The sequence below is a fragment of the Glycomyces tarimensis genome (assembly GCF_054776215.1).
The window spans coordinates 34,582-56,769 of record NZ_BAAHCB010000007.1 but is presented as its reverse complement, the minus strand read 5'-3'; the positions used below and the strand labels follow the sequence as shown (position 1 = coordinate 56,769).

Genomic DNA, 22,188 nt, shown 5'->3' with positions numbered 1-22,188 from the left:
CTCTTGGCGGCCGCCAGCACAACCAGATAAACCGGGCTAATCCTGCGTCAAACACTCTCTGAGAGCGTCAGGTGAACGCGAGGCCCGTACACTCGCGCCATGACGAGCGAACGCGGCGGATCGCAAGCGGGCGAAGCCACTTCGGGCCAGGACCTCGCCGGTCTCGGCGAGCGCTTCACGGCGCTGTTCATCGACTGGGTCGCGTGCCTGGTGCTGACCTATGCGCTCACCTGGATCGGCGTCACCGTTCCCGACCTGGGGGGCATCAACGTCTTCACCGGACTGCTGTTCATCGTCTACTACACGGTCGCCCTCGCCGCCGGCTCGCAGAGCCTCGGCATGGGGATCATGCGCATCGCCTGCGTCTCGACCGACACCGGCGGCAGTCTCGGCTTGGGCCGCTCCCTGGTCCGCGCCGTCCTGCTCTCGATCGTCCTTCCGGCGCTCACCGCGCTGGCCGACCCGTTCCACCGCGGCCTGCACGACCGGGCCGCGGGCTCGGTCATGCTCAAGGCGTCGAGCGCTCAGCCGCGCTGAGTGCGCCTGACGAGCATCGGCGAGGGCACCGCGTAGGCGCCGTGGCGGCGCACCCGGTCGGCGACCTCCCGGTCTGAGGACACCACGATGACCGGCCGGCCCTTCGGCTCGAGCCGCGCCAGGTCCACTACGACGTCGTCGGCGATCTCGCCCTTCGCGCTGAACAGCACCCGCACCCCGCGCGCGCTCGGCTTGGCCCCGAAGATCGGGTCCGCGCCGTCGAAGACCACCGTGATCTCGGCGTTCGTCTGCGCCGCGAGCGCCCCCAGGCCCTGCACGAGCCGGTTGCGCTGCTGCTCGAGCGTCAGCGTGTCGCCCCAGGCGCTGATGGTGACGTTGTAGCCGTCGACGATGAGATGCGGGTTCGGCAGCGACAGGAGGTGGTCGAGCCGCTGCGGGTCGGTCTGCTCCAGCCCCCGTGAGCCCTCGGCCCTCCGGGTCTCGGGCTCGGCGCAGCGCTCATCGGCGACGTAGTCGGCCGGGCGCTCGGCGACCGGCTCGAGGCCCAGCTCGCGCCGCAGCCCAGTTGCGGTCCCCGAGAGCGTCTCCATGAGCAGCCACAGCCGCGAGTCCGCGAGCCGGTCCGCTTCGCGATCGGCCCGCCTGTCCTCCTCGAGCTGCGTTCGCAGCGAGTTCACCTCCGCCTCCAGACGGCGGCGCTCGGAGCGGCGCTCGGAGTCGGCCTGCTTGATCCGGCCCCGCTCGGCAGCCAGGTCACCCGCCGCCTTCGTGGCCCGGTCCTCGGCCTCGCGCAGATCCCTGCGGGTCTTGCGCAGCTCCTCCTGGAGCCGCGCCGCCGCCGCCCGCTGATCGGCCAGCGCCCCGCGAAGCTTCTGGTTCTCCCGCTCGACGGCCGCGAGCCGCCGCTGGAGTTCCTCGCCGGCCGGCTCGGACGACGCCACCGCCTCCGGCTCCTCCCGCACCGCCTCGGTCGACGCGGCCACGATCGACTGCCAGCCTTCGGGCCGCAGCAGGTACGCGAGCGCGGCGACCTCGGCCGGGTCGGCCATCGCCGAGACCGCCTCGCCGTCGCTGACCGCCCGCACCAGTGGCGCGTCGGTCGCGTCGAGGACCTCGCGCAGGCCCGAGCGGAACTGCTCGTTGTCGGCGAGCTCGGCGCCGATGTCGGCGCGGGCGAGCTTGGCGCGCTTGGCGGGATTGAACTTGAGAAACCGCCGCAGCCTGGCGGGGACCTTCGACGGCGGCAGCCCCGGCATCGCGGAGGCGGCGATCTCGATCGTCTTGCGGCGCACCGGTTCGGGCAAGAACACGACCGTCGGTTCCGGCTCCTCTCGGTCCGCCGGCCCCTGACTGTCGTCGCCGCTCATCATGGCCACCAGTGTGCCACCGAGCCCGCGGCTCGCACCGGTCGACCGCTGGACCGCCTGGGGAGACGGCGCCGCCTCCGCGGCCGTGCGATCCGGATTCCTTCGTCCATACATCTTGGATTCCTTCGAAATCCAACCTGGCATGTCAGACTGGACAGGTCATGAAGGGGGTCATGATGAGCCGAACGCTGCTGGTGACGAACGACTTTCCGCCCCGGAAGGGCGGCATTCAGACCTTCGTGCACGGGATGGCCCTGCGCCTGCCGTCCGACGACCTGGTCGTCTACACCTCCAGTTCGCCCGGCGACGCCGACTTCGACGCCGCCCAACCGTTCACTGTGGTCCGTGACCGCGCCTCGATGCTCCTGCCCACTCCGCGCGTCGCCCGCGCCGTGACCGCGGTCGCCCGCGAGCACCGCTGCGACCGCGTCTGGTTCGGCGCCGCCGCCCCGCTCGGGCTCCTCGCCGCCCGCCTGCTGCGCGACACCGGCATCGAACGCGCCATCGCCCTCACCCACGGCCACGAGGTCGGCTGGGCGATGATGCCCGGCACCCGCCAGGCGCTGCGGCGCATCGCCGCCTCCCTCGACGTCATGACCTACCTCGGCGCCTACACCTACCGCCGGATCGAGCCGGTCACCGGGCACCTCACCCGCCTCGAACAGCTCACGTTCGGCATCGACACCGAGATGTTCAACCCCGGCGTGGACGGCACGCCGATCCGTGAGCGCCACGGCCTCGGCGACCGGCCCGTCATCGTGTGCGTCTCGCGGCTCGTGCCGCGCAAGGGCCAGGACAAGCTCATCGCCGCGCTCCCGCACGTGCGCGAGCAGGTCGGCGAGGACGTCCGGCTGCTCATCGTCGGCCAGGGCCCCGACGAGGCCCGGCTGCGGGCGCTGGCCCGCCGCCACGGCGTCGCGCGGGCGGTCACGTTCACCGGACCGGTGCCCGCAGGGGAACTCGCGCAGCATTTCGCGGCCGGGGACGTCTTCGCGATGCCGTGCCGCACCCGCAAGCGCGGCCTGGACGTCGAAGGGCTCGGCGCGGTCTTCCTCGAGGCCGCCGCGTGCGGCCTACCCGTCATCGCCGGCGACTCCGGCGGCGCCCCGGACACGGTGCTGCACGACCAGTCCGGTTGGGTGGTCGACGGGCGCGACGTCGGCGAGATCGCCTTCCGGCTCACACAGGTGCTCTCCGACCGGCCGCTGGCCGAGAAGCTCGGCGCGGCCAGCCGGGAGTGGGCGTGCAGCGAGTGGACCTGGGACCGCCAGGCCGGCCGGCTCGAAGCGATGCTCTACGGGGAGACCGTCTAGAACTTCGGCTGGTCGGGGGCCTCCAGCAGGCCGAGTTTCAGCGCCGTCATGAGCGCCTGCGCGCGGTTGCCCGCGCCGAGCTTCTCGTACAGCTTCGAGATGTGCGTCTTCGCCGTCGACTCCGAGACATACAGCTGCTTGGCGATCCCGGCCACCGACAGCCCGTCGGCGAGGAGCTTGAGCACCTGCGATTCGCGCGGGGAGAGCTGCGGGCCGGTCGGGGTGAGCCGCCGTTGCATCGCCTCGGCCAGGTCCGCGGCGCTGAACGCGGTCGGATTCGCCGCCGCGTGCCGCGCGGCCGACACGACGTCGTTCGCCGGGGCGCTCTTCGGCACGAACGCGCTCGCGCCCGCGTCGAGGGCGCCGAACAGCTGGTCGTCGCCGGCGTACATCGTCAGCACCACGATGCCCATGTTCGGGTGGGTCTTGCGGAGCTTGCGGGTGGCGTCGAGGCCGGAGCCGTCGGGGAGACGCAGGTCCATGATGACGACGCTGGGCATGATCGACGCGGCCAGGCGCAGGGCGTCACCGGCCGTGTCGGCCTCGCCGACCACTTCGAACTCGGGGTCGCGGTCGAAGGCGTGCCGAAGGCCCTTGCGGATCAGGTCGTGGTCGTCGACGATCAGGACCGTCGTCTGGCGACTCGATGCAGACGCGTCAGCGTTCATCTCTCGTCTCTCTCCTCATTGGCTACCTCGGACCTGTCGGGTCCGACGGGCGCGGTAGTGCTCTGTTCGGTTGCCGTCATGCGATCGGCGGCGGCCCACTGCTCGGAGTCCGGGTGGGCCGGCGCCGTCTTCGGAGTCGGCCGTGCGGAGGCGTTGAGCACCACCGCCACTGTGGTGCCGTGCGGCTGATGGGGCCGGATCTCCAGCGAGCCCCGGATCCGCTCGGCGCGCTCGCTCATGATCGCCAGGCCGTATCGCCCCTCGGAGGCCTCGCCGGCCAGGCCCTGACCGTCGTCGGTGACCTCGATTCGCGTGTACGGCGGATCGACCTCGCACGTCACCCACAGGTTCTCCGCCCGCGCGTGCTTCCGGGCGTTCGTGATGGCCTCCTGCGCAATCCTCAGCAGCTCGGCCTCGGTGCTCGCCGGGAGCCGCGCCCCTCCCTCATCGAGCGAGAGGTGGACCCGCAGCCCGGCGGAGGCGCCGACCGTTCGAGCATAGTCCGCGATCGCCGAGGCCAGCCCGCCCTGGCGGTCGACGTTCGAGCGTAGCTCGAACAGCGAGAACCGCAACTCGGTCACGAGGCGGGTCACCTCGCTGCGCAGGTCCTCCAGTTCGACCGACGCCTCGCCGGCGTCGGCCGGGAGGACCGCCATCGCGTTGTCGATGCCGTAGCCGAGCATCGCGAGCTCCTGTGCGATGCCGTCGTGGATCTCCCGGGCGAGGCGCTGGCGCTCCTCGGTGGTGGCCATGGACCTGACGTCCTCGAATAGCAGGGCCGTCTCCAGCCGAAGCGCGGCGCCCTTGGTCTGCTCCTCGGCGGCGGTGATGGCGTCGGCGCCGAACGCGGCCGGATCGTCGGATTCGATGGCGACGAGGCCGACGGTGCGGCCCTCGGCGACCAGAGGGATGACCAGGGACGCCACCGGTCCCTGCGTCGAGCGCGACAGCGGCAGCTGCCCGGCCTGCGGCTTCTGGCCGGCCCAGGCGTCGGCCAGCAGCGCGTTCATCTGCGGGGAGGTCTCCCAGTCGACCCGCTCGTCGGCGTGCTGGGACAACACCACCAGCCTGCGTCCCGAAGAGGCGGCCAGGACGGCGGCCCGGTCGGCGCCGGGGATGCGGACGACGGTGTCGACCAGCTCGGTGGCGATGCCGCCGGGGTCGAGCGTCGAGCCGGGGAGCTGGCGGGCGACGACGCGCAGCTGCGTCAGCAGCGCCGCGGCCTCGGCGTACGGCAGTTGCGAGTGGTTCAGGTCCGAGCGCCGCGAGCGCCGCAGCCACCACGCCCCGACCGCCGAGGCCAGGCCGAAGGCGAGCGCGACGGCGACGGTGGTGACGTAGGTGCCGCGGTCGAACGCCGACATCCGCGGTGTCTGGACCACCAGGCCGACGGCGGCGAGCGCCACCAGGGCCGGCGGCCCCCACGTGCGCGCCCAGGCGTACCGGCTCGGCTCGGCCGGGCCGGCGGCGTCGAACGCCGCGGTGGCGAACGGGGCGATGAGGTAGGGCAGCATCCACGCCGGGAGCCCGCCGGTGGCGAGCGTCCCGAGCACGACGACGACGACCTCGGCGAGGCGCCCGGCCGGCGCCAGGACGCGGTGGCGGGGGAGGACGATGCCGGGCAGGGCGGCGAGCGCGAGGATGCCGCACCAGGTGAGGGCGGAGACGAAGCCGACCGACGCCCAGCCGAACACGGCGACCAGCGCGAAGAGCACCGCTCGCAGTGCCACGGCGGGTAGACGCCACTGCCGTTCCAGCACCGCCTCCTCGCTCATCGAGCCTCGCTAACTGGTCTTTTCGTACAACGCGTTGATCTCGTCTGAGTATTTTTTCACGACGACGTGGCGTTTGACCTTGGTTGAGGGGGTGATTTCTCCGGCGTCTTCACTCAGCTCGACCGGTATGACCCGGAATCGCTTGATTTGTTCGGCTCGGGAGACCGTCGCGTTGGCCAGATCGACCTGCTTTTGGAGCTCCGCGAGCAGATCGGGGTCCTCTGCGGCGTCGGCGATCGAGGCCTTCGGGTCCTTGCCGCGCCGCTCGAGCCAGTCCGGAAGCATCTCGCCGTCGAGGGAGATGAGCGCGCCGACGTACGGGCGCCCGTCGCCGACGACCATCGCGTAGGCGATGAGCGGGTGGGAGTCCATGACCTTCTCCAGCGGCGCGGGGGCGACGTTCTTGCCCCCGGAGGTCACGATGATCTCCTTCTTGCGGCCGGTGATGGTGACGTACCCGTCGTCATCGATCTCGGCGATGTCGCCGGTCGAGAACCATCCGTCGGCGTCGAGCACCTCGGCGGTGGCCGCGTCGTTGTTCCAGTACCCGCTGAAGATCTGCGGGCCCTTGGCCTGGAGTTCGCCGTCGTCGGCGATGCGCAGCGCGGTGCTGGGGATGGGGCGCCCGACCGAGCCGACCTTGATGGCGTTCTGGATGTTCAGCGCGAGCACCGGGGAGGTCTCGGTGAGGCCGTAGCCCTCGAAGATCACGACGCCCACGCCGCGGAAGAAGTGCCCCAGTTCGCTGCCGAGCGCGGCGCCGCCGGAGACGGCGGAGGTGCACTCGCCGCCGAGGGCGGCGCGCAGCTTGGAGTAGACCAGGACGTCCCACAGTTTGTGGCGCAGCTTGAGGCCCAGTCCCGGGCCGCCCGGGGTGTCGAGCGCGCGGCTGTACGCCTTGGCGGTGGCGGCGGCCTTCTCGAACAGGTGCGCCTTGCCGCCGTCGACGGCCCTTTGGTAGGCGTTGTTGTAGACCTTCTCGAACACGCGCGGGATCGCGAGCAGGGTCGTGGGCTTGACGACCGGCATGATCTGGGCGAGCTTGCTGCGGTCGGAGAAGTGCGCGAGCGTGGTACGCGACTCGATGCCGGCCAGCTGGAGGATGCGCGCGAGGACGTGCGCGAGCGGCAGGAACATGAGCATCCGCGCGCCGTCGTAGAGCACGTCGGGGACCTCGGGGATGATGTTGCGGATGTTCGCCAGCAGGTTGCGGTGGGTGAGCATGCAGCCCTTGGAGCGGCCGGTGGTGCCCGAGGTGTAGATGATCGTGGCCAGGTCGTCGGCCTTGCGGGCGGTGCGCCGCTCCTCGATGTCGACGTCGGCGTTCGCGCCGGACTCGGTGAGGCTCTCGACAGCGCCGTCGTCGATGGTCCACAGGTTCGCGACGGATTCGGACAGGTCCTTGACGAGGTCGCGCAGCTCGGGAGTCTCGACGATGGCGGCGACGGCGCCGGAGTCGGACAGGATCCAGGAGGCCTGCTCGGCCGAAGACGTCTCGTACACCGGCACCGTGACCGCGCCGGCGGCCCAGATCGCGTAGTCGAACAGGGTCCATTCGTACCGGGTGTGGGACATGAGCGCGACTCGGTCGCCGGGCTGGATGCCGGCCGCGGCGAGACCTTTGGCGACACCCACGACCTGCTCGCGGAACTCGACCGCTGTCACGTCGTGCCAGGTCTTGCCGTCATCGAAGGTGCGGGCGTACAGCACCGAGTCGGGGTGGTTCTCGGCGGCGTCCCAAAGAGAGGTGAGGGTGTTGTCGTCGTCTGGCACAGTCACCACGGGGGGGACGGCGAACTCGCGCATGGGCAGGCTCCGTTCGTGTCGCCGGATTCACGGCGTTGTAAAGCGGCTCACACTAATGTTACCGACCGGTCACTTGCTTCTGGTCGGCAGGACTGTGAGTTAGACCATGATCATAGTTGCAGCTCCGTCCGCACGGAGCGTCGCCCGCCTTCTCGACCGGACTTCCGATTCGCCCCGCTCTGAGCGGACGCCTCCGGCGGACCGCGATCCCCGTCGATGCCGAACGCCCGCGAACCGCCGCGCCGCCATCTTTCGCAAGAGGTAGAAAAAAGGGCGGTGACCACGCTCTGTGTACATCGCGTAAAGTCTGCTGTTGGCCCGCAGCGTCGCGGAGAATCCAACGACAATGCTCGTAGAACATCGCTGGAGGGACAGCAGTGAGTCTGACAATCGGGGTCGACATCGGGGGGACCAAGGTCGGCGGCGGCCTCGTCGACGAGAACGGCCGCATCCTCGCCACCGCCCGTCGCCCCACTCCAGCGGACGACACCCCCGGCGTCATCCAGGCCGTCAAGGAAGTCGTCGAAGAACTCCGCGAGGACCACGAGATCGAGGCCGTCGGCATCGGCGCGGCCGGATGGATCTCCTCCGACCGCTCCACGGTCATGCTGGCCCCCAACCTCTCCTGGGAGGACGAGCCCCTCCGCGACAAGGTCGGCGAGGCGATCGACCTCCCCGTCGTCGTCGAGAACGACGCCAACGTCGCCATCTGGGGCGAGCACAAATACGGCGCCGCCAAGGGCTTCCGCTCCTCGGTGCTCTACACCATCGGCACCGGCGTCGGCGGCGGCATCGTCGTCAAGGACAACCTTCTGCGCGGCACGAACGGCGTCGCCGCCGAGATCGGCCACATGCGCTCGGTTCCCGAAGGCCGCCAGTGCGGCTGCGGCCGCACCGGCTGCCTTGAGCAGTACGCCTCCGGACGCGCCCTCACACAGGCCGCCCGCGAGGGCGCCAAGGCCGACCCCGACAAGGCCCGACTCCTGCTCAAGCTCGCCGGAGGCGATCCCGAGGCGATCACCGGCCGCCAGACCACCGAAGCCGCCAAGCAGGGCGACGAGGTCGCCCTCGCCGCCTTCGACTTCATCGGCTACTACCTGGGCAACTCGGCGGCCGACATGGTGCAGCTGATCGACCCGGGCGTCATCATCATCGGCGGCGGCGTGGTCGACGCCGGCGACATCCTGCTCGAACCGGTCCGCAAGCACTACACCCAGGCGCTGGCGAGCCGCGCGACCCTCGCGGTCGCCGAGATCAAGCCCGCGACGCTCGGCTCGAAGGCCGGCGTCATCGGCGCGGCCGACCTGGCGCGCCACCGCACCGACCGCTAGCAGCGAAGCAGGGGCCGGAGCATGCGCTCCGGCCCCTGTCTCATGCCCGCGCTAGCAGATGTCTCGCGAGCCGTTCCCGGAGAGGTTCCAGGTGGAGTTGTCGGCGCAGGGCGACTCCCGGACCGAGGTGTTGTTGACGGTCAGGGTGATGTTGGTGTCGCGGGTGTTGGGGAATTCGCTGCGCGCGGCGATGCGCACTTCCCCGCCGCCGTTGACCGTGCCCGAGGCGATCGTGTAGTTGTAGCAGTTCTCGATGAGGATCGCGTTGTTCCCGTTGTTCGCCAGGTCGACCTGTCCGATGCGGACGCCGCCGGACTGCGAGACGCAGAAGATGCCGCGCCCGCCGCCGCGGGAGACGACCTTGTCGACGTTGATGTTGGTGCTGTACGAGCCGTTCGACAGCCGGCCGGCGGTGTTGGCGGTGCGGAAGGTCGCGTACCCGGTGCCGGTGGCGACGTCGTTGCCGTCGACCAGGCCGATGTGAGCGTTCCGCGTGTTGTTCAGCAGCAGGCCGGCGTAGCCGACGTTGCGCGCCACGACGGTGCCGATCTCGAGTCCGTCGATGTTCCAGGTCTCGACGCCGTGGCCGCCGGTGCCCGAGACGTAGACGTAATCGATGGTCACGTTCGAGCTGCCGGCGTAGTCGCGCTCGAATCGGATGCCCGCGCCTCCGGACAGGTTGAGGTTGATCTCGCCCAGGTGCAGGTTGCTGTTGCCGTAGAAGCGGGTCGCGAAGTACGGGTCCCCGGTCATGTTGAGGTACGGGATGCTCACATTGGAGGTGTTCAGCGATTCGATCGCCCCGCGGCCGGATCGGTTGCCGACATTGATGGTGCCGCAGCCCTCGAAGGTCTTCCCGCTGCCGATGGAGATGGTGCCGGCGCCGATCGAACCCGAGGCCATGACGGCGACGCGCTGCCCGTTGCCGATCGAGTCGACGGCGGCCTGGATCGCGGCACGGTAGTCGCCGCCGGAGTAGACGGTGCTGCCGCCGTTGCGGGCGGTGTAATTGCCGCTGGAGCCGGTCACCGTGGCGTTGGGGGTCCCGGAGCCGCACTCGCCGCTCCCGCCGCCGCCACCGCCGTCGTCGCCGCCGTCGGCCGGGACGAGCCGCCACTGCTGGTTCGCCGCGCCGGTCGGGTCGTACTGGGAGATCCTGTCGCCCGCGGTGGTGGAGTTCTCCCACACGTCGAGGGCCTTGCCCGAGTGGCGGTTGACGAAGGTGGCGTAGCCGCCCGACTCCTGGACCTGCCATTGCTGGTTGGTGCCGTTGAGGTCGGTCCACTGCGCGATGGTGGCCCCGTTCTCGGTGCTCCACTCGAACACTTCGAGGACGTGGTTGGAGTGCCGCGCCTGGATGCGGTAGTAGCCGCCTCCGGCGTCGACGAAGCGGAACTGCTGGTTGGCGGCCCCGGTCCCGTTCCACTGGATGAGCTCGGCGCCCGGTTCCGTGGAGAGGTCGAGGACGTCGAGGTAGAGCCCGGAGTGGCGGCTGACGATGTTGTACCAGACGCCGGTCTGGACCGCGTTCGCCTGGGGGACGGCGAAGAAGACGATGGCGATGCCGGTGACGGCCGCCGCGAGGGTGGAGATGAGGAGGACGAGTCTCCGTTTGAGCACTCGGGTCATGACGTGGATCCCTTTGATCGAGGAATTGGCATTTAACGATATGAGGTCGTATGGAAAAAGCGGGGACCGTCCGAGTAGGGCGTTCCCCGCCGTGCCGGGTCGGGTTCCGGTGTTCAGGCCCTCCGACTGGAATCGTCGTGGTTGGAACGTTTCAGTCGGACGCGCCTGATCGGAACGTTCGACCAAATATAAACAAGTATCGATGTGATGTCAATCAATATTACCGATAAACTCCAAGCCCGGAGGCGATCCACCTCTCGGTGGAAGCGGGGCTTACTCGCGCTTGTAGCCCACGACGAGCTCGGCGGCGAGCTGCTCGCAGAACAGGCCGATGTCGGTGATGACGCCGATCGCCTGGGCCGAGCCGCGGTCGGCGAGTTTGGTGACGGTCGCGGGGTTGATGTCGACGCTCACGAGCGGCACCTTCGCCGGGAGCAGGTTCCCGGTGGCGATCGAGTGCAGCATCGTGGCCACCATGATCGCGAAGCCGACGCCCGGCAGGAGCGAGCGCATGGCCCGCTGGCCCTCGATGACGTCGGTGTAGACGTCGGGGAGCGGACCGTCGTCGCGGACCGAGCCGACGAGCACGTACTGCTTGCCGTTCTTGACCATCGAGTGCATGATGCCCTTGCGCAGCACTCCGGTGGAGACGGCCTCGGCGATCGACCCGGCGGTGCGGATCTGGTTGATGGCGCGTATGTGGTGCTCGTGGCCGTGGGGGACGCCGTGGCCCTTGTCGAGGTCGACGCCGAGCGAGGTGCCGAACAGCGAGGACTCGATGTCGTGGGCCGCCAAGGCGTTGCCGGCGAAGAGCACGTCGACGTAGCCCTCGTCGATGAGCGCTTCGAGCGCCTTGCCGGCGCCGGTGTGCACGATCGCGGGGCCGCCGACCCAGAGGATCTTCTCGCCGCGGGCCTTGACCTCGCGCATGCGATCGGCGATCTGGCGGACCTGGAGGGCCTGCGGGCGCTCGGAGGAGACGCCGGAGGCCATGAACTCGAAGTTCGACGACTCGGGGTCGTCGCGTTCGGGCTCGGGCAGCGGCAGCACCTTGACGCCCTCGCCGCCGCAGACGACGAGCTCGCCGGCGCGCACGTCCGAGACGGGCAGGGTGTGCGCCGAGGAGTGGTCGGGGGCGACGATGATGCCGCAGTCCATCTCCGAGTTCTCGACGTCGATCCAGCCTTCTTCAAGTTGGATGCGGGTGTCGAAGTTCGTCGTGGAGTAGAAGTCCTCGGGGAACACCCCGTCGCGTGGGGCCGGCTTCAGCGCCGCGATGCCCGGATCGATCGGGTTGGCCCCGTGCGTCTGGAGCCGCATGACGATCCGCTCGAGCAGCTCCGGGGTCTCCGCGGAGATCGTGAGCTGTGCGGCGGACTCGTCGGTGTGGTGGCGGCCCACATCGAACCGGTCGATCGAATAGGCCCCCGAGTATTCGAGGACGTCGTCCATGACACGGGCGAACACGCCCTGGTCGATGAGGTGTCCGCGCAGCTCGACGGTCTTGCTGTGTTCCACGAAGTGCTCCTGTAAACCTTGGTGACGCCGTGTCGAGCCTAGCCCCCGTGGACGCCGGGCGGGCGGCGCACTCCCTCGACCGCGGCGAGTGGTCTCAGGCCGGGGCGGGCGCCGCCGCGGCCTTGGCCGACTTGATCTCCTCGGCGCTCGGCCAGCGGCGCGTCACGAGCGCCATCAGCCCCAGGCCCAGCACGCCCCAGGCGCCGACCGCGTACGGCACGGGCACGCCGAACTCGGCCACCGCGCCGACGGCGGCGATCGCCAGGCCCTGCGAGAGCTGGAGGCCGCCGTTGGCGGCGGCCATGATCCTGCCGCGCCACCCGTCGGGGATGCAGTGCGCGAGCGTGGCGTTGAGCGGTGCCATGATCGCCGTCGACAGGCCGATCCCGACCGCGATGGCGAAGACCCCGGCCAGCGGCGGATCGAGCAGCGCCGTCGCCAGCACCAGCGGCGCGGCGAACGCGAGCGGCCGGATGAGCTTGTCGCGCAGCGAAGGCCGAACGAACCGCGTGAACACCAGCAGGCCTACGATCGCGGCGCCCGCGTCGACGGCCATGATCGCGCCCTGTGTGACCGAACCGCCGTGGAGGTGCACGGCCCACAGCACGGCCACGCCCTCCGGCACGGCCGCCAGCGCGAACAGCCCCCAGATCGCGAACGAGATCGTGCGCAGGACGCGGTTGTCGCGCAGCATCTTCAGGCCCTCGGCGGTCTCGACGAGGACGTGCCGGCGCTCCTCGCGCTTGTTGACCGACGGCCGGTGCTTCACGAGCGCGAAGACGGTGAGGCCCGAGACGGCGAACAGGACCGCGTTGACGGCCAGCGCGATGAGCGGATCGGCGGCGGCGAGCAGGCCGCCGGCCAGGTAGCCGATGATCTGGGACATGCCGGTGGCGCTGAGATTGAGCGCGATGGCCACCGAGAGGGCCTCACCGGTGAGGATCTGGGCCAGGGTGGCGGTGCGCGCCGCGGAGTACGCGGGCTGCACGGCGGCGATCGCGAAGACGACGACCATCATGACCGGCACGGGCATCCCGGGAATGAGCAGCAACGCGACCAGGCCCGCGCGCAGCAGGTCGCACAGGACCATGACGTTGCGGTAGGCGTAGCGGTCCACGATGGCCCCGAGGACCTGGGCGAGGCCGAGGTACGGCGCGAAGCTGATGGCGAAGGCGGCGGCGGCGAGGGCGGCGGAGTTCGTGTTGCTCCAGACCAGGAAGGTCACGGCGACCCGGTTGAGCATGGCGCCGGCGCTGGAGAGGCAGTAGGCGGCTAGGAACGCCGCCGCTTCGCGATTACCGAAGACGTCGCCGAAGGTGGGCTTGCGTTCGTCCTCCGGGGCGTCCGGCGCGCGGGTATCGGCCGGTTCGGGGTTCTGATGCGACACAGAGCCTTCCTCGCTAATGTACGGCTCGCAAGCTTCGCCGTGGCTGGCTAATGTACGGCTCGCAGGCTTCGCCGTGGCTGCTCGTGCACGGCCGGCAGGGCATGCCGTGACGGTATGTTCCGGTCTCCGCGGGCGTCGCCGGCGCCCTGAGAGGCCCGAAGGGGGAGTTAAGCGACAATCCTCCGCGATTGCCGCAAGCGTCACTAGTCTGACTGTGGCGGTGGTTTTTGTCAAGGGTCCCAGAGTGTTCAAAGTGTCTGAACCGGGACGGAGGAATGACGTTCGGTCCGTCTCGGTCATATTAGGCCGCAACGGATTTGAATCTTATTCAGCCCATCGACGAAGACCGATGGGTTTCGACTCCGCCGCGCCGAGCCTTCGTGGAGGGTCGCCGCCCTGGCCACCCGGCACGCTGCCGCTTCAACTATCCTCCAAAGATCTTTGTAGGAATCCACTAAGAGGGGAGCCGGCGATGACCGACAGCGCCGACTGGATCGCCCGCGACGCCGACGCCGTATGGCACCCGTTCACCCAGCACGCCACCTGGGTCGACGACGAGCCCACCGTCGTCGAACGCGCCGAGGGGCCCTGGCTCATCGACGTCGACGGGCGCCGCTACCTCGACGGCGTCTCCTCCCTGTGGACCACCACCCTCGGCCACTGCCACCCCGAGGTCAACGCGGCCATCGCCGAACAGCTCGCCAAGCTCGACCACTCCACATTCCTCGGCACCACCCACACCCCCGGCATCGAGCTCGCCGAACGGCTCCTCGCGCTCGCACCGAAGAGCGACGACCCCGAGCTGACCAAGGTCTTCTACGCCGGAGACGGCTCCTCCGCCGTCGAGGCCGCCCTGAAGATCGCCTACCAGTACTCCGCCCAGAGCGGCGAGCCCAGGCCGAAGTTCGTGCGCCTCGAACACGCCTACCACGGCGACACGCTCGGCGCCGTCGCCGTCGGCGGGCACCGCCTCTTCCACGAGACCTACAAACCGCTGCTGCTCGACACCATCGGCATCGCCTCCCCGGGCGACCGCGCCCTCGGTGAGGACCGCACCGCCAAGGCCGTCGCCGAGCTCAAGGCCGTCATGCGCGCACAAGGCGACCAGGTCTGCGCGATCGTCGTCGAGCCCATGATCCAAGGCGCCGCCGGCATGCTCGACTACGACGCCGCGTTCCTGCGCACCGCACGAGAACTCGCCTACGCCCACGGCGCGCTCCTCGTCTTCGACGAGGTCGCCACCGGCTTCGGACGCACCGGCCGGATGTGGGCCGCCGAGCACGCCGGCGTCGTCCCCGACCTGCTCACCTGCGGCAAAGGCATCACCGCCGGATACCTGCCCCTCTCCGCCGTCCTCGCCGCCGAACACGTCTACGAGGCCTTCCTCGCCAAGCCCGGCGACACCGGCCCGCGCACGTTCTTCCACGGCCACACCTACACCGGCAATCCATTGTGCTGCGCCGCCGCGCTGGCCAACCTCCGCGTCATGGAGGAGCAGGACGTCGTCGGCCAGGCCGCCGACCTCGGCGAGCGCCTCGGGAAACTCCTCGACCCCCTCGCCGCCCACGAGCAGGTGGTCGAGGTCCGCCGCCTCGGCACCATGATCGGCGTCGAGGTGGCGCCGCGCACCGCCAGGACCGGCTTCGACGTATGCCAGGCCGCCCGCAAGCGCGGCGTCTGGCTCCGCCCCCTGGGCGACACCGTGATCGTCATGCCGCCCTTGACGCTCGCCGCGGCCGAGACCGAACTGCTCGCCGGCGCCCTCGCCGAAGCCGTGGACGAGGTCCTCGCGTGAGGATCTGGGACCGACTGGCGCGCAAGGCCGAACTGCGCGAGCGGGCCGGGCTCGACCGCAGCGCCCGACCGCGCACCGACGCCGTCGACCTCGCCGGCAACGACTACCTCGGCCTGAGCCGCCACCCGGACGTCCTCGCGGCCTCGGCCGCGGCGCTCGCCGAACACGGGCTCGGCGCGAGCGGCTCGCGCCTGGTGCGGGGGACCACCGGCGTCCACGAGCGCTTCGAGGCCGCGTTCGCCCGCCACGTCGGGGCCGAGACCGCCACGCTCTACTCCTCCGGCTATCTGGCCAACCTCGGCGCGGTGGCCGCGCTGGCCGGGCCGGTCCTGCTCGACGCCCACGCCCACGCCTCGCTCCACGACGCCGCCAGGCTCGCCGGTGGACGCTCGGACACCTTCGCGCACAACGACCTCGCCGACCTCGAACGACAACTCACCGCGCTCCGGCCGTCGATCGTCGCGGTCGAATCGGTCTACTCCGTCCTCGGCGACGCCGCGCCGCTCGCCGCGATCCTCGAGCTGACCAGCGCGCACGAGGCGCTGCTGCTCGTCGACGAGGCCCACGCCATCGGCACCGTCGGCCCGCACGGGAGCGGGGGAGCGGCCGCCGCCGCGCTGGCCGGCGAGCCCGGCGTCGTCATCACCGCGACCCTCTCCAAGGCCCTCGGCGCCGCGGGCGGCGTCATCGCCGGGCCGCGCCGACTGCGCCGCCACCTGACCGACACCAGCCGCACCTTCATCTACGACACCGCGCCCCCGCCCGCCGTCGTCGCCGGGGCCGCCGCGGCACTCGCCATCGCCCGCGACGCCGACGCCGACCGCCGCGAGCTCGCGCGACGCGCCGCCCTGGCCGCCAAGGAACTCGACACCCCACTCCCCGCCGCCGGAGTGCTCTCGCCCCCGGCCGGCGACGCGGGCGCCGCCCGCGCCTGGGCCGAACGGTGCGCCGAACGCGGCGTGGCCGTCGGCTGCTTCCGCCCGCCCTCGACGCCCGATCACCGCTCGCGGCTGCGCATCACGATGAACACGGGCGTCGAGGCCGCCGACTTCGACAAGGCGCTCACGATCGTCAAGGAGACACGTCCGTGATCGCATTCGAGGGCCCCGTGATCATCACGGGCACCGACACCGGCGTCGGCAAGACCGTCGCGACGGCCGCGCTCGCCGCGCACCTGATGTTCAAGGGCGCCGCAGTGGAGGTCATCAAGATCGCCCAGACCGGCGACGATGACGACGCCGCCGAGGTCAACCGGCTCAGCGGCGCCCCGGCGCGCTGCCTCAGGAGCTACCCGGACCCGCTCGCGCCCTTCGCCGCCGCGCGCCGCGCCCGAGCCCCCCTGCTGCGGCTCCGTGAGGTCGCCGCCGCCGCGACCGACAGCTCCGCCGACGTCGTCCTGCTCGAAGGCGCCGGAGGCCTGCTGGTCCCCATGGGCGAAGGCGGCTGGAACGTCCGCGACCTGGCCGCGGAGCTCGGCTGCCCGGCGGTCGTCGTGGCCCGCGCCGGCCTCGGCACCATCAACCACACCGCGCTCACCCTCGAAGCGCTCGCGCACCGCGGCATCGACGCCGCCGTGGTCATCGGCGCCTGGCCGCACGATCCCGGCCTCGCCGAGCACGAGAACCTCATCGACCTCCCGGGCGAACGCCTCGGCTGGATTCCCGAGGGCGCGGGCGCGCTGCCACCGGAGGTCTTCCGCGTGACCGCGATCGAATGGCTCGATGTCTGAAGCGGGCTCGATCGCCCGGCACTTCTGCCTACACTCACCGGCGTGAAGGATTTCGAACCGTATTCGACCGACCTGGTGCACCGGCTCATCGAACCGGGACCGACGATCCTGGTCTCCACCTTCGACGGTGATCGCGCCAACGTCATGACGAACGGCTTCAACATGCCCGTTCGCCACGACGGGGTCATCGCCGCCGTGATCGGCCCCTGGGACACCACCTTCACAGCGCTGGCCGAGACGGGGGAGTGCGTCATCGGGGTCCCTGGGGCGGACTTGATGGAGCGCACGGTCGACATCGGCAACTGCTCGGGCGACGAGGTCGACAAGTGGCAGGAGTTCGGCCTCACCCCGGTGCCGGCCGAAACGGTCGGCGCCCCGCTGATCGCGGACTGCCAGGCCAATATCGAGTGCGTCGTCGAGGAGGACTCGCTCGTGGAGGACTACGCCTTGTGGGTGCTGCGGGCGACCGCCGCGTGGGTCCGGCCCGACATGCCGGAGGCGCCCGAGTTCCATCACCGCGGCGACGGCACCTTCTCGACCAACGGCCCGATCACGGATCTGCGTGAGCGGATGACCAAGTGGCGCAATCTGACACAGTAAGGCGCACACGATATTCCGCTTCCCGAATCGACTGCAATTGATATCGATCCGTCTATTGACTCCGGGTGCTGTTAACGGTAACGTCTCCGAAAACCTTTTCGGAAACTTCATCGAGCCAACTCAACCGAACCCCGAAATCCCGGCCGCGGCCGACACCGGAGGACGACGATGCGGAGACGACTCCTCGCACTCGCAGGCACGACACTCATGATCACCACGACGGCGATCGTCGCCGGCTCGCTTCCCAGCTCGGGAGAAGAGCCCGAGATCGACCCGGCGGTCCTGACCGTCGACATCGCGGAACGGACCAAGGCCGTCGACCACGCGGCCTCGGGATCGCTCTACGGCATCGGCGAAGAGGGCTGGCCGCCCGACGAGTGGATCGCCCCCACCAGCCCGAAGATGTTCACCCAGCCGCCGCCCGGCGCCACCCACCTGCCGAACGGCGAACCCGAGCCCGTCGGGGACACCCTCGACGTCTGGGAGACCGCCGATCGCAACGGCGCGACCGTCACCGTCCGCCTCCCCGACATCTTCCCGACCTTCCCCTACCAGTGGCAGGGCGACGACTACTGGTACACCAAGGTCGAGGAGATGGTGACCGCCGTCCAGGAATCGGGCGCCGACAACATCTACGGCTATGAGATCTGGAACGAACCCCAGTGGACCTGGCAGTCCGAGTGGGGCGACTACTTCGAGATGTGGGACCGCACGTACGCGCTCATCCGCGAGCTCGACCCCGACACCCCGATCATCGGTCCCAGCTACGACCGCGACTACGAGGACGGCCTGCGCGAGTTCATGACGCACGTCGCCGAGGCGGGCACCGTGCCCGACATCGTGTCCTGGCACGAGCTCGGCCCCGTGGAGGGCCTGAACGTCCAAGAGCACGTCGACTTCTACCGCGACCTCGAGGCCGAACTCGGCCTCACACCGCGTCCGATCAGCATCAACGAGTACGGCTCCCCGCGCGACGCGGGCGTGCCCGGCTGGCTCGCCCGCTTCGTCTCACGCATGGAACGCGCCGAAGTGGACACCGCGAACCTCGCCTTCTGGCACAAGCCCGGGCGCCTCTCCGACCTGCTCGTGCCGAGCGGCGGCGGCTCCGGACCGGCCACCGACCCGCAGCCGACCGGGAACTACGCGCTCTTCGAGTGGTACGGCGCGATGACCGGCGACATGGTCGAGGTGACGCCCCCGACGACCACCGGACGCTACATCGAGGTCGGCGAGCCCGTCCCCGCCCCCGCCGACCGGAGCGCCGGCCAGGACGGCTTCGGCAATGCGATCGGACTCGGCGGCGAGGACCCGAACACTTACGTCGAGATGCCGCGGGGCGTCGTCGCGGAACTGGACGACTTCACCGTCGCCACCTGGGTCAAGCCCGACGCGAACACCCAGTGGTCCCGCCTGTTCGACCTCGGTTCGGGCACGAACACCAACATGTTCCTGACGGTCAACGACGGCTCGACCGTCCGCTTCGACCTCAAGGTCGGCGACACCGTCCAGCAGATCTCCAGCTCGGCAGGGACGCTTCCCACCGGCGAGTGGTCGCACGTCGCCGTCGCCAAGACCGGCGACGAGGCCACCCTCTACGTCAACGGCGAAGCGGTCGGCACGAACACGTCGATGACGCTGAGCCCGGCGGACATGGGGGAGACGACCCAGAACTGGGTCGGCAGGTCCCAGTACGCCGATCCGCTGCTCAACGCCGCGGTCGACGAGTTCCAGATCTTCGGCCGAGGCCTCGCCCAGAGCGAGATCCAGTCGCTCCTGGCCTCGCCCGCCGGCGAGACCGGCGGCGGCGACGTCGCCTGGTACCGCTTCGACGAGGCCGACGGCACCACCGCGCTCGACGCCTCCGGCAACGGGCTCGACGCCACGGTGGCCACCGCCGTCACCGGCGTCGAGCAGATCCCGGCCCTCGACGGCTTCGCCAGCGCCGACGACGAGACGAACACCGCCCGCGTCGTCTTCGGCGGCGGCGAGGGCGACATCCGGCTCGACATCGAGGGGCTCGACTCGCTCGGCGGCTTCGGCAAGAAGGCCAACGTGCAAGTCTTCACCACCGAGTGGACCGGCACCGACGGCGTCTCCGAAGGCCCCGTCGCCCTGTTCGAGGGCACCTACAAGGTCAAGAAGGGCTCGATCTCGGTGCCCGTCGCGGGGCTCGACGAGACGGCCGCGTACCTCGCGGTCGTCACGCCCGAGTCCGACGCGCCCGACTTCCCGGGCACCGTCCGCCGCTACGAAGCCGAGGACGCCGTCGACAGCGGGCGCCTCTCGATCGAGCGGAGCCCGCTGACCTCCGAGAACCGCTACGTCGAGCCGAGGCGCTCGGGCGGCGAGCTCGAATTCACCGTCGATGCCCCGGTCGCCGGGGCCTACGATCTCGGCATCCGCTACCGGAACGCCACCGGATCGGCCGAGGAGGGCGCGCTCAGCGTCAACGGAGCGGAGTCCGAGGCGGTCTACGAGCCGACCGCTGCGGACCATCCCTTCGCGACGCACACCGCGCAGGTGGTCCTGGAGGAAGGCGAGAACGACATCGCACTGGAGCTCGACGACGTCAGCGTCGACTACATCGAGGCGACGCCGTTCCGCGAGCGCATCGAGGCCGAGGACGGCGAGTGGACCGGCGCAGAGTTGGTCGAGGTCGACATGTCCGAAGGGAACTTCTTCGCCGCCTACTTCTCCGAGGCCGCCTACGTCCGCGACTTCGCCACGCCCGAGAGCAGCCTGAGCCTGCCGGTGAACGTGCCGGCCGCCGGCACGTACGAGCTCACCATCGGGTACTCGACCGCGGGCACCGAGGAGGAGCGCCGCGCGCAGACGACCTCGGGGCACCTGGTCCGCGTCGACGACGGCGAGTGGCGGGAAGTGACGTACACGCCGACGCAGTACCGCGAGATGGTCGGGCTCACGACGGTGACCGTGGAGCTGCCCGCCGGGGCCTCGACGTTCACCTTCACGAAGGCCGACCAGCCCGGCGTCGTGGACCTCGACTACGTGGACGTGGAACTGGCCCAGTAGAAGACCACATCGAGAGGGTAAGGCGGGCGCTGGGCTTGAAGGGGGCCCAGCGCCCGCAACCGTTCGAGGACCCCGAGGACGAGACGTAGTTGCGATAATCGTCCAATGAGCATCCATTACACGATCAAGGTCCGCTTGAATCGCAAGTGGATCATGCGCCTTTCCGCGCTCGGCCTCGTCGGTCTCGGTGCGATGCTCTTCCTCCATGTGAGCTCGGACGCCCCCGTGTTCGCGTACTCCTCCCCGGCATTGGCCGCGCTGTCGATCGCCATGTGGGTCGCGCTCATCGCGTTCGGAGGGGTCCCTTACCTGAAGGTCACTCCGAAGAAGGTGACGCAGGCGGGCATCTTCTTCGACGCCAAGCCGTTCAAGCGAGGCAACAGCTTCAACCGCTCGATCGATCTGTATCCGGGGGACGCGCTGGTGGTGACGAGGGACGAGCTGCTGATCTGGCGCTGTCACCTCGGCCGTTACGAGCAGTTGGGAGCGCGCTCGGCTCACGCGAACCCGGAGGACTGGAAGCGGCTCCAACAGTGGGCCGCCGCGATCTGGCCGCAGCCGCTGGACTACTCGCATCAGCGGGCGGTCATCGAATAGGGATGCCGAAGCGGTCCCGGTGCACTCCGGAGCGCACCGGGACCGGGGCGGACCGGTCGGTCCCCACCAGATCGACCGGTCCCGGCGGCCCCGTGACGCGGCCGTGGGTGGCCTGCGTCGGGGCGGTCAGGTCGTCGGGCACGGCAGCGCTGGAGGAGGCCATGAACAACAACGGTCGGCCGCCGCACCCGAGCTGGTAATTTCTGGACGATCGTGCGGGCCTCGGCCTCGATCCAGCCGCACCACTCATCGCCGTTCCAGGCCCCGTGCCACTGCGGGCCGGAGCCGGGCCGGTCCGTAAAGACGCAGACCTCGCTCGGGCCGTTGCCGTCCGAGCAGGTGACGCGGTAGCACGCGGGTGCCTGCGCTGTGCGGAACACGGTGAAGATCGCAGGCCCTCGGCGGAATTCGCCGAGGTACGTGCCCTCATCCATTGCAGAACCGCGCTTCGCCGTTGTAGAAGACCATGAACGACTGGGCCTCGACCCACTCGCGCCAGGCGTCGGAGGCGGTGCGCCAGGTTGGCCCCCAGGTGGCTTTGAGCTCGCCGGAGTTCAGGCCGGAGACGATGAGGACGATGTCGCGGGCCTCGCCGGTGTAGACCTGGAAGGAGTCCGGTGCGTCTGCGCTGGAGGCGCGGACGGTGTAGGAGCGCGAGCCGTCGGTGAAGGAGCCGCGTTCGAGCTCTGGCGCGTGCGGTGTATTGGGTTTGGTGCTGGCCGCCGCGTGGGCGACAATGGGTGCTGACACGGTGGTTACCTCCGTTGTCTAAAAGACCGGGGCGGGCGCAGGTTGGTAGCCAGGTCTCCCGCCCCGGTCGGCTTCTATGGAGGGCGCGAAATATCCACTTCTGCGAACCCTGTCGCCAGAATCCCGTGATGGACCTCTCACGCTTGGTTGGTATCATTACACAACCAGTTAGCTGACGCAAGATTGCATGAACTAACGACGCGAGATTCTTCTGTCAACTCCCCGACAGATGGTTTGGAGCAGCGATGCCAACACTTCCCGGACCCGGCCCCAGTCTTCGATCACAGTGGCTCGGCGAGCGCATTCGTGACCTGCGGAAATCCAGGAAGATGTCGCTCAAAGAAGTTGGCAGCTACCTCCAGCGTGACCAGGCCACACTCAGCCGTTACGAG

18 protein-coding genes are annotated in these 22,188 nt (G+C 69.9%); 9 read left to right on the top strand and 9 right to left on the bottom strand.

Annotated features, from left to right (window positions below; genetic code table 11):
- Positions 1-99: 99 nt before the first annotated feature.
- Entirely contained in the window at positions 100-537 is a 438-nt protein-coding gene (locus tag ACYVK3_RS09500; RefSeq protein WP_460497059.1) for an RDD family protein, read from the top strand.
- On the opposite strand, the gene ACYVK3_RS09495 is transcribed toward ACYVK3_RS09500, so the two are convergent.
- Complete coding sequence (locus ACYVK3_RS09495; RefSeq protein WP_460497058.1) at positions 525-1,868, bottom strand: NYN domain-containing protein; 1,344 nt, start codon at positions 1,866-1,868, stop codon at positions 525-527. The two genes, ACYVK3_RS09500 and ACYVK3_RS09495, sit on opposite strands and share 13 nt — an antisense overlap.
- A 173-nt stretch (positions 1,869-2,041) precedes the next feature.
- Here ACYVK3_RS09495 and ACYVK3_RS09490 point away from each other — a divergent pair, with 173 nt between their 5' ends.
- Positions 2,042-3,178 (top strand): glycosyltransferase family 4 protein, encoded by a 1,137-nt coding sequence (locus tag ACYVK3_RS09490; RefSeq protein WP_460497062.1) that lies wholly within the window; start codon positions 2,042-2,044, stop codon positions 3,176-3,178.
- Here the strand turns inward: ACYVK3_RS09490 and ACYVK3_RS09485 are convergent.
- From ACYVK3_RS09485 to ACYVK3_RS09475, 3 genes are read right to left on the bottom strand one after another with little or no spacing between them, the layout of a single operon-like run.
- Positions 3,175-3,846, bottom strand: coding sequence for a response regulator transcription factor (locus tag ACYVK3_RS09485; protein WP_460497057.1), 672 nt, complete (start codon positions 3,844-3,846; stop codon positions 3,175-3,177). The genes ACYVK3_RS09490 and ACYVK3_RS09485 overlap by 4 nt on opposite strands.
- The gene (locus ACYVK3_RS09480) at positions 3,843-5,621 is read right to left on the bottom strand and encodes a sensor histidine kinase (RefSeq protein WP_460497056.1); all 1,779 of its coding nucleotides are present in this window, start codon (positions 5,619-5,621) and stop codon (positions 3,843-3,845) included. Before ACYVK3_RS09480 ends, ACYVK3_RS09485 begins: the two co-directional genes overlap by 4 nt.
- A 9-nt stretch (positions 5,622-5,630) precedes the next feature.
- Complete coding sequence (locus tag ACYVK3_RS09475; protein ID WP_460497055.1) at positions 5,631-7,427, bottom strand: AMP-dependent synthetase/ligase; 1,797 nt, start codon at positions 7,425-7,427, stop codon at positions 5,631-5,633.
- Positions 7,428-7,804: 377 nt separating this feature from the next.
- Between ACYVK3_RS09475 and ACYVK3_RS09470 the strand changes: the two genes are divergently transcribed.
- Positions 7,805-8,758, top strand: a complete 954-nt coding sequence (locus ACYVK3_RS09470) for an ROK family glucokinase (RefSeq protein ID WP_460497054.1) — start codon at positions 7,805-7,807, stop codon at positions 8,756-8,758.
- Positions 8,759-8,809: 51 nt separating this feature from the next.
- On the opposite strand, the gene ACYVK3_RS09465 is transcribed toward ACYVK3_RS09470, so the two are convergent.
- The 3 genes from ACYVK3_RS09465 to ACYVK3_RS09455 form a co-directional block, all read right to left on the bottom strand.
- A complete protein-coding gene (locus ACYVK3_RS09465; RefSeq protein WP_460497053.1) occupies positions 8,810-10,387 on the bottom strand; it encodes an RICIN domain-containing protein in 1,578 nt (525 codons plus the stop codon).
- A gap of 273 nt (positions 10,388-10,660) precedes the next feature.
- A complete protein-coding gene (locus ACYVK3_RS09460) occupies positions 10,661-11,905 on the bottom strand; it encodes an ornithine cyclodeaminase, nickel-pincer nucleotide-dependent (RefSeq protein ID WP_460497052.1) in 1,245 nt (414 codons plus the stop codon).
- A gap of 94 nt (positions 11,906-11,999) precedes the next feature.
- Entirely contained in the window at positions 12,000-13,292 is a 1,293-nt protein-coding gene (locus ACYVK3_RS09455) for an MFS transporter (protein WP_460497051.1), read from the bottom strand.
- 472 nt (positions 13,293-13,764) lie between these two features.
- Between ACYVK3_RS09455 and bioA the strand changes: the two genes are divergently transcribed.
- From bioA to ACYVK3_RS09425, 6 genes are all read left to right on the top strand, one after another.
- A complete protein-coding gene (gene bioA / locus ACYVK3_RS09450; RefSeq protein WP_460497050.1) occupies positions 13,765-15,087 on the top strand; it encodes an aminotransferase family protein in 1,323 nt (440 codons plus the stop codon).
- A complete protein-coding gene (locus ACYVK3_RS09445) occupies positions 15,084-16,178 on the top strand; it encodes a PLP-dependent aminotransferase family protein (protein ID WP_460497049.1) in 1,095 nt (364 codons plus the stop codon). The genes bioA and ACYVK3_RS09445 overlap by 4 nt, the downstream gene beginning before the upstream one ends.
- Positions 16,175-16,816, top strand: a complete 642-nt coding sequence (gene bioD, locus ACYVK3_RS09440; protein ID WP_460497048.1) for a dethiobiotin synthase — start codon at positions 16,175-16,177, stop codon at positions 16,814-16,816. The genes ACYVK3_RS09445 and bioD overlap by 4 nt, the downstream gene beginning before the upstream one ends.
- A 42-nt stretch (positions 16,817-16,858) precedes the next feature.
- Positions 16,859-17,416, top strand: a complete 558-nt coding sequence (locus tag ACYVK3_RS09435; protein WP_460497047.1) for a flavin reductase family protein — start codon at positions 16,859-16,861, stop codon at positions 17,414-17,416.
- A 168-nt stretch (positions 17,417-17,584) separates the two neighbouring features.
- Positions 17,585-20,449 carry a LamG-like jellyroll fold domain-containing protein gene (locus ACYVK3_RS09430; protein WP_460497046.1) on the top strand — a complete coding sequence of 955 codons (2,865 nt, stop codon included), beginning with the start codon at positions 17,585-17,587 and terminating at the stop codon, positions 20,447-20,449.
- A gap of 105 nt (positions 20,450-20,554) precedes the next feature.
- The gene (locus tag ACYVK3_RS09425) at positions 20,555-21,046 is read left to right on the top strand and encodes a hypothetical protein (RefSeq protein WP_460497045.1); all 492 of its coding nucleotides are present in this window, start codon (positions 20,555-20,557) and stop codon (positions 21,044-21,046) included.
- Here ACYVK3_RS09425 and ACYVK3_RS09420 read toward each other — a convergent pair.
- A complete protein-coding gene (locus ACYVK3_RS09420; RefSeq protein WP_460497044.1) occupies positions 21,036-21,209 on the bottom strand; it encodes a hypothetical protein in 174 nt (57 codons plus the stop codon). The genes ACYVK3_RS09425 and ACYVK3_RS09420 overlap by 11 nt on opposite strands.
- Positions 21,210-21,472: 263 nt before the next feature.
- On the bottom strand, positions 21,473-21,796 hold the full coding sequence (locus tag ACYVK3_RS09415) for a hypothetical protein (protein ID WP_460497043.1): 324 nt from the start codon (positions 21,794-21,796) through the stop codon (positions 21,473-21,475).
- Between the last annotated feature and the right edge of the window lie 392 nt (positions 21,797-22,188).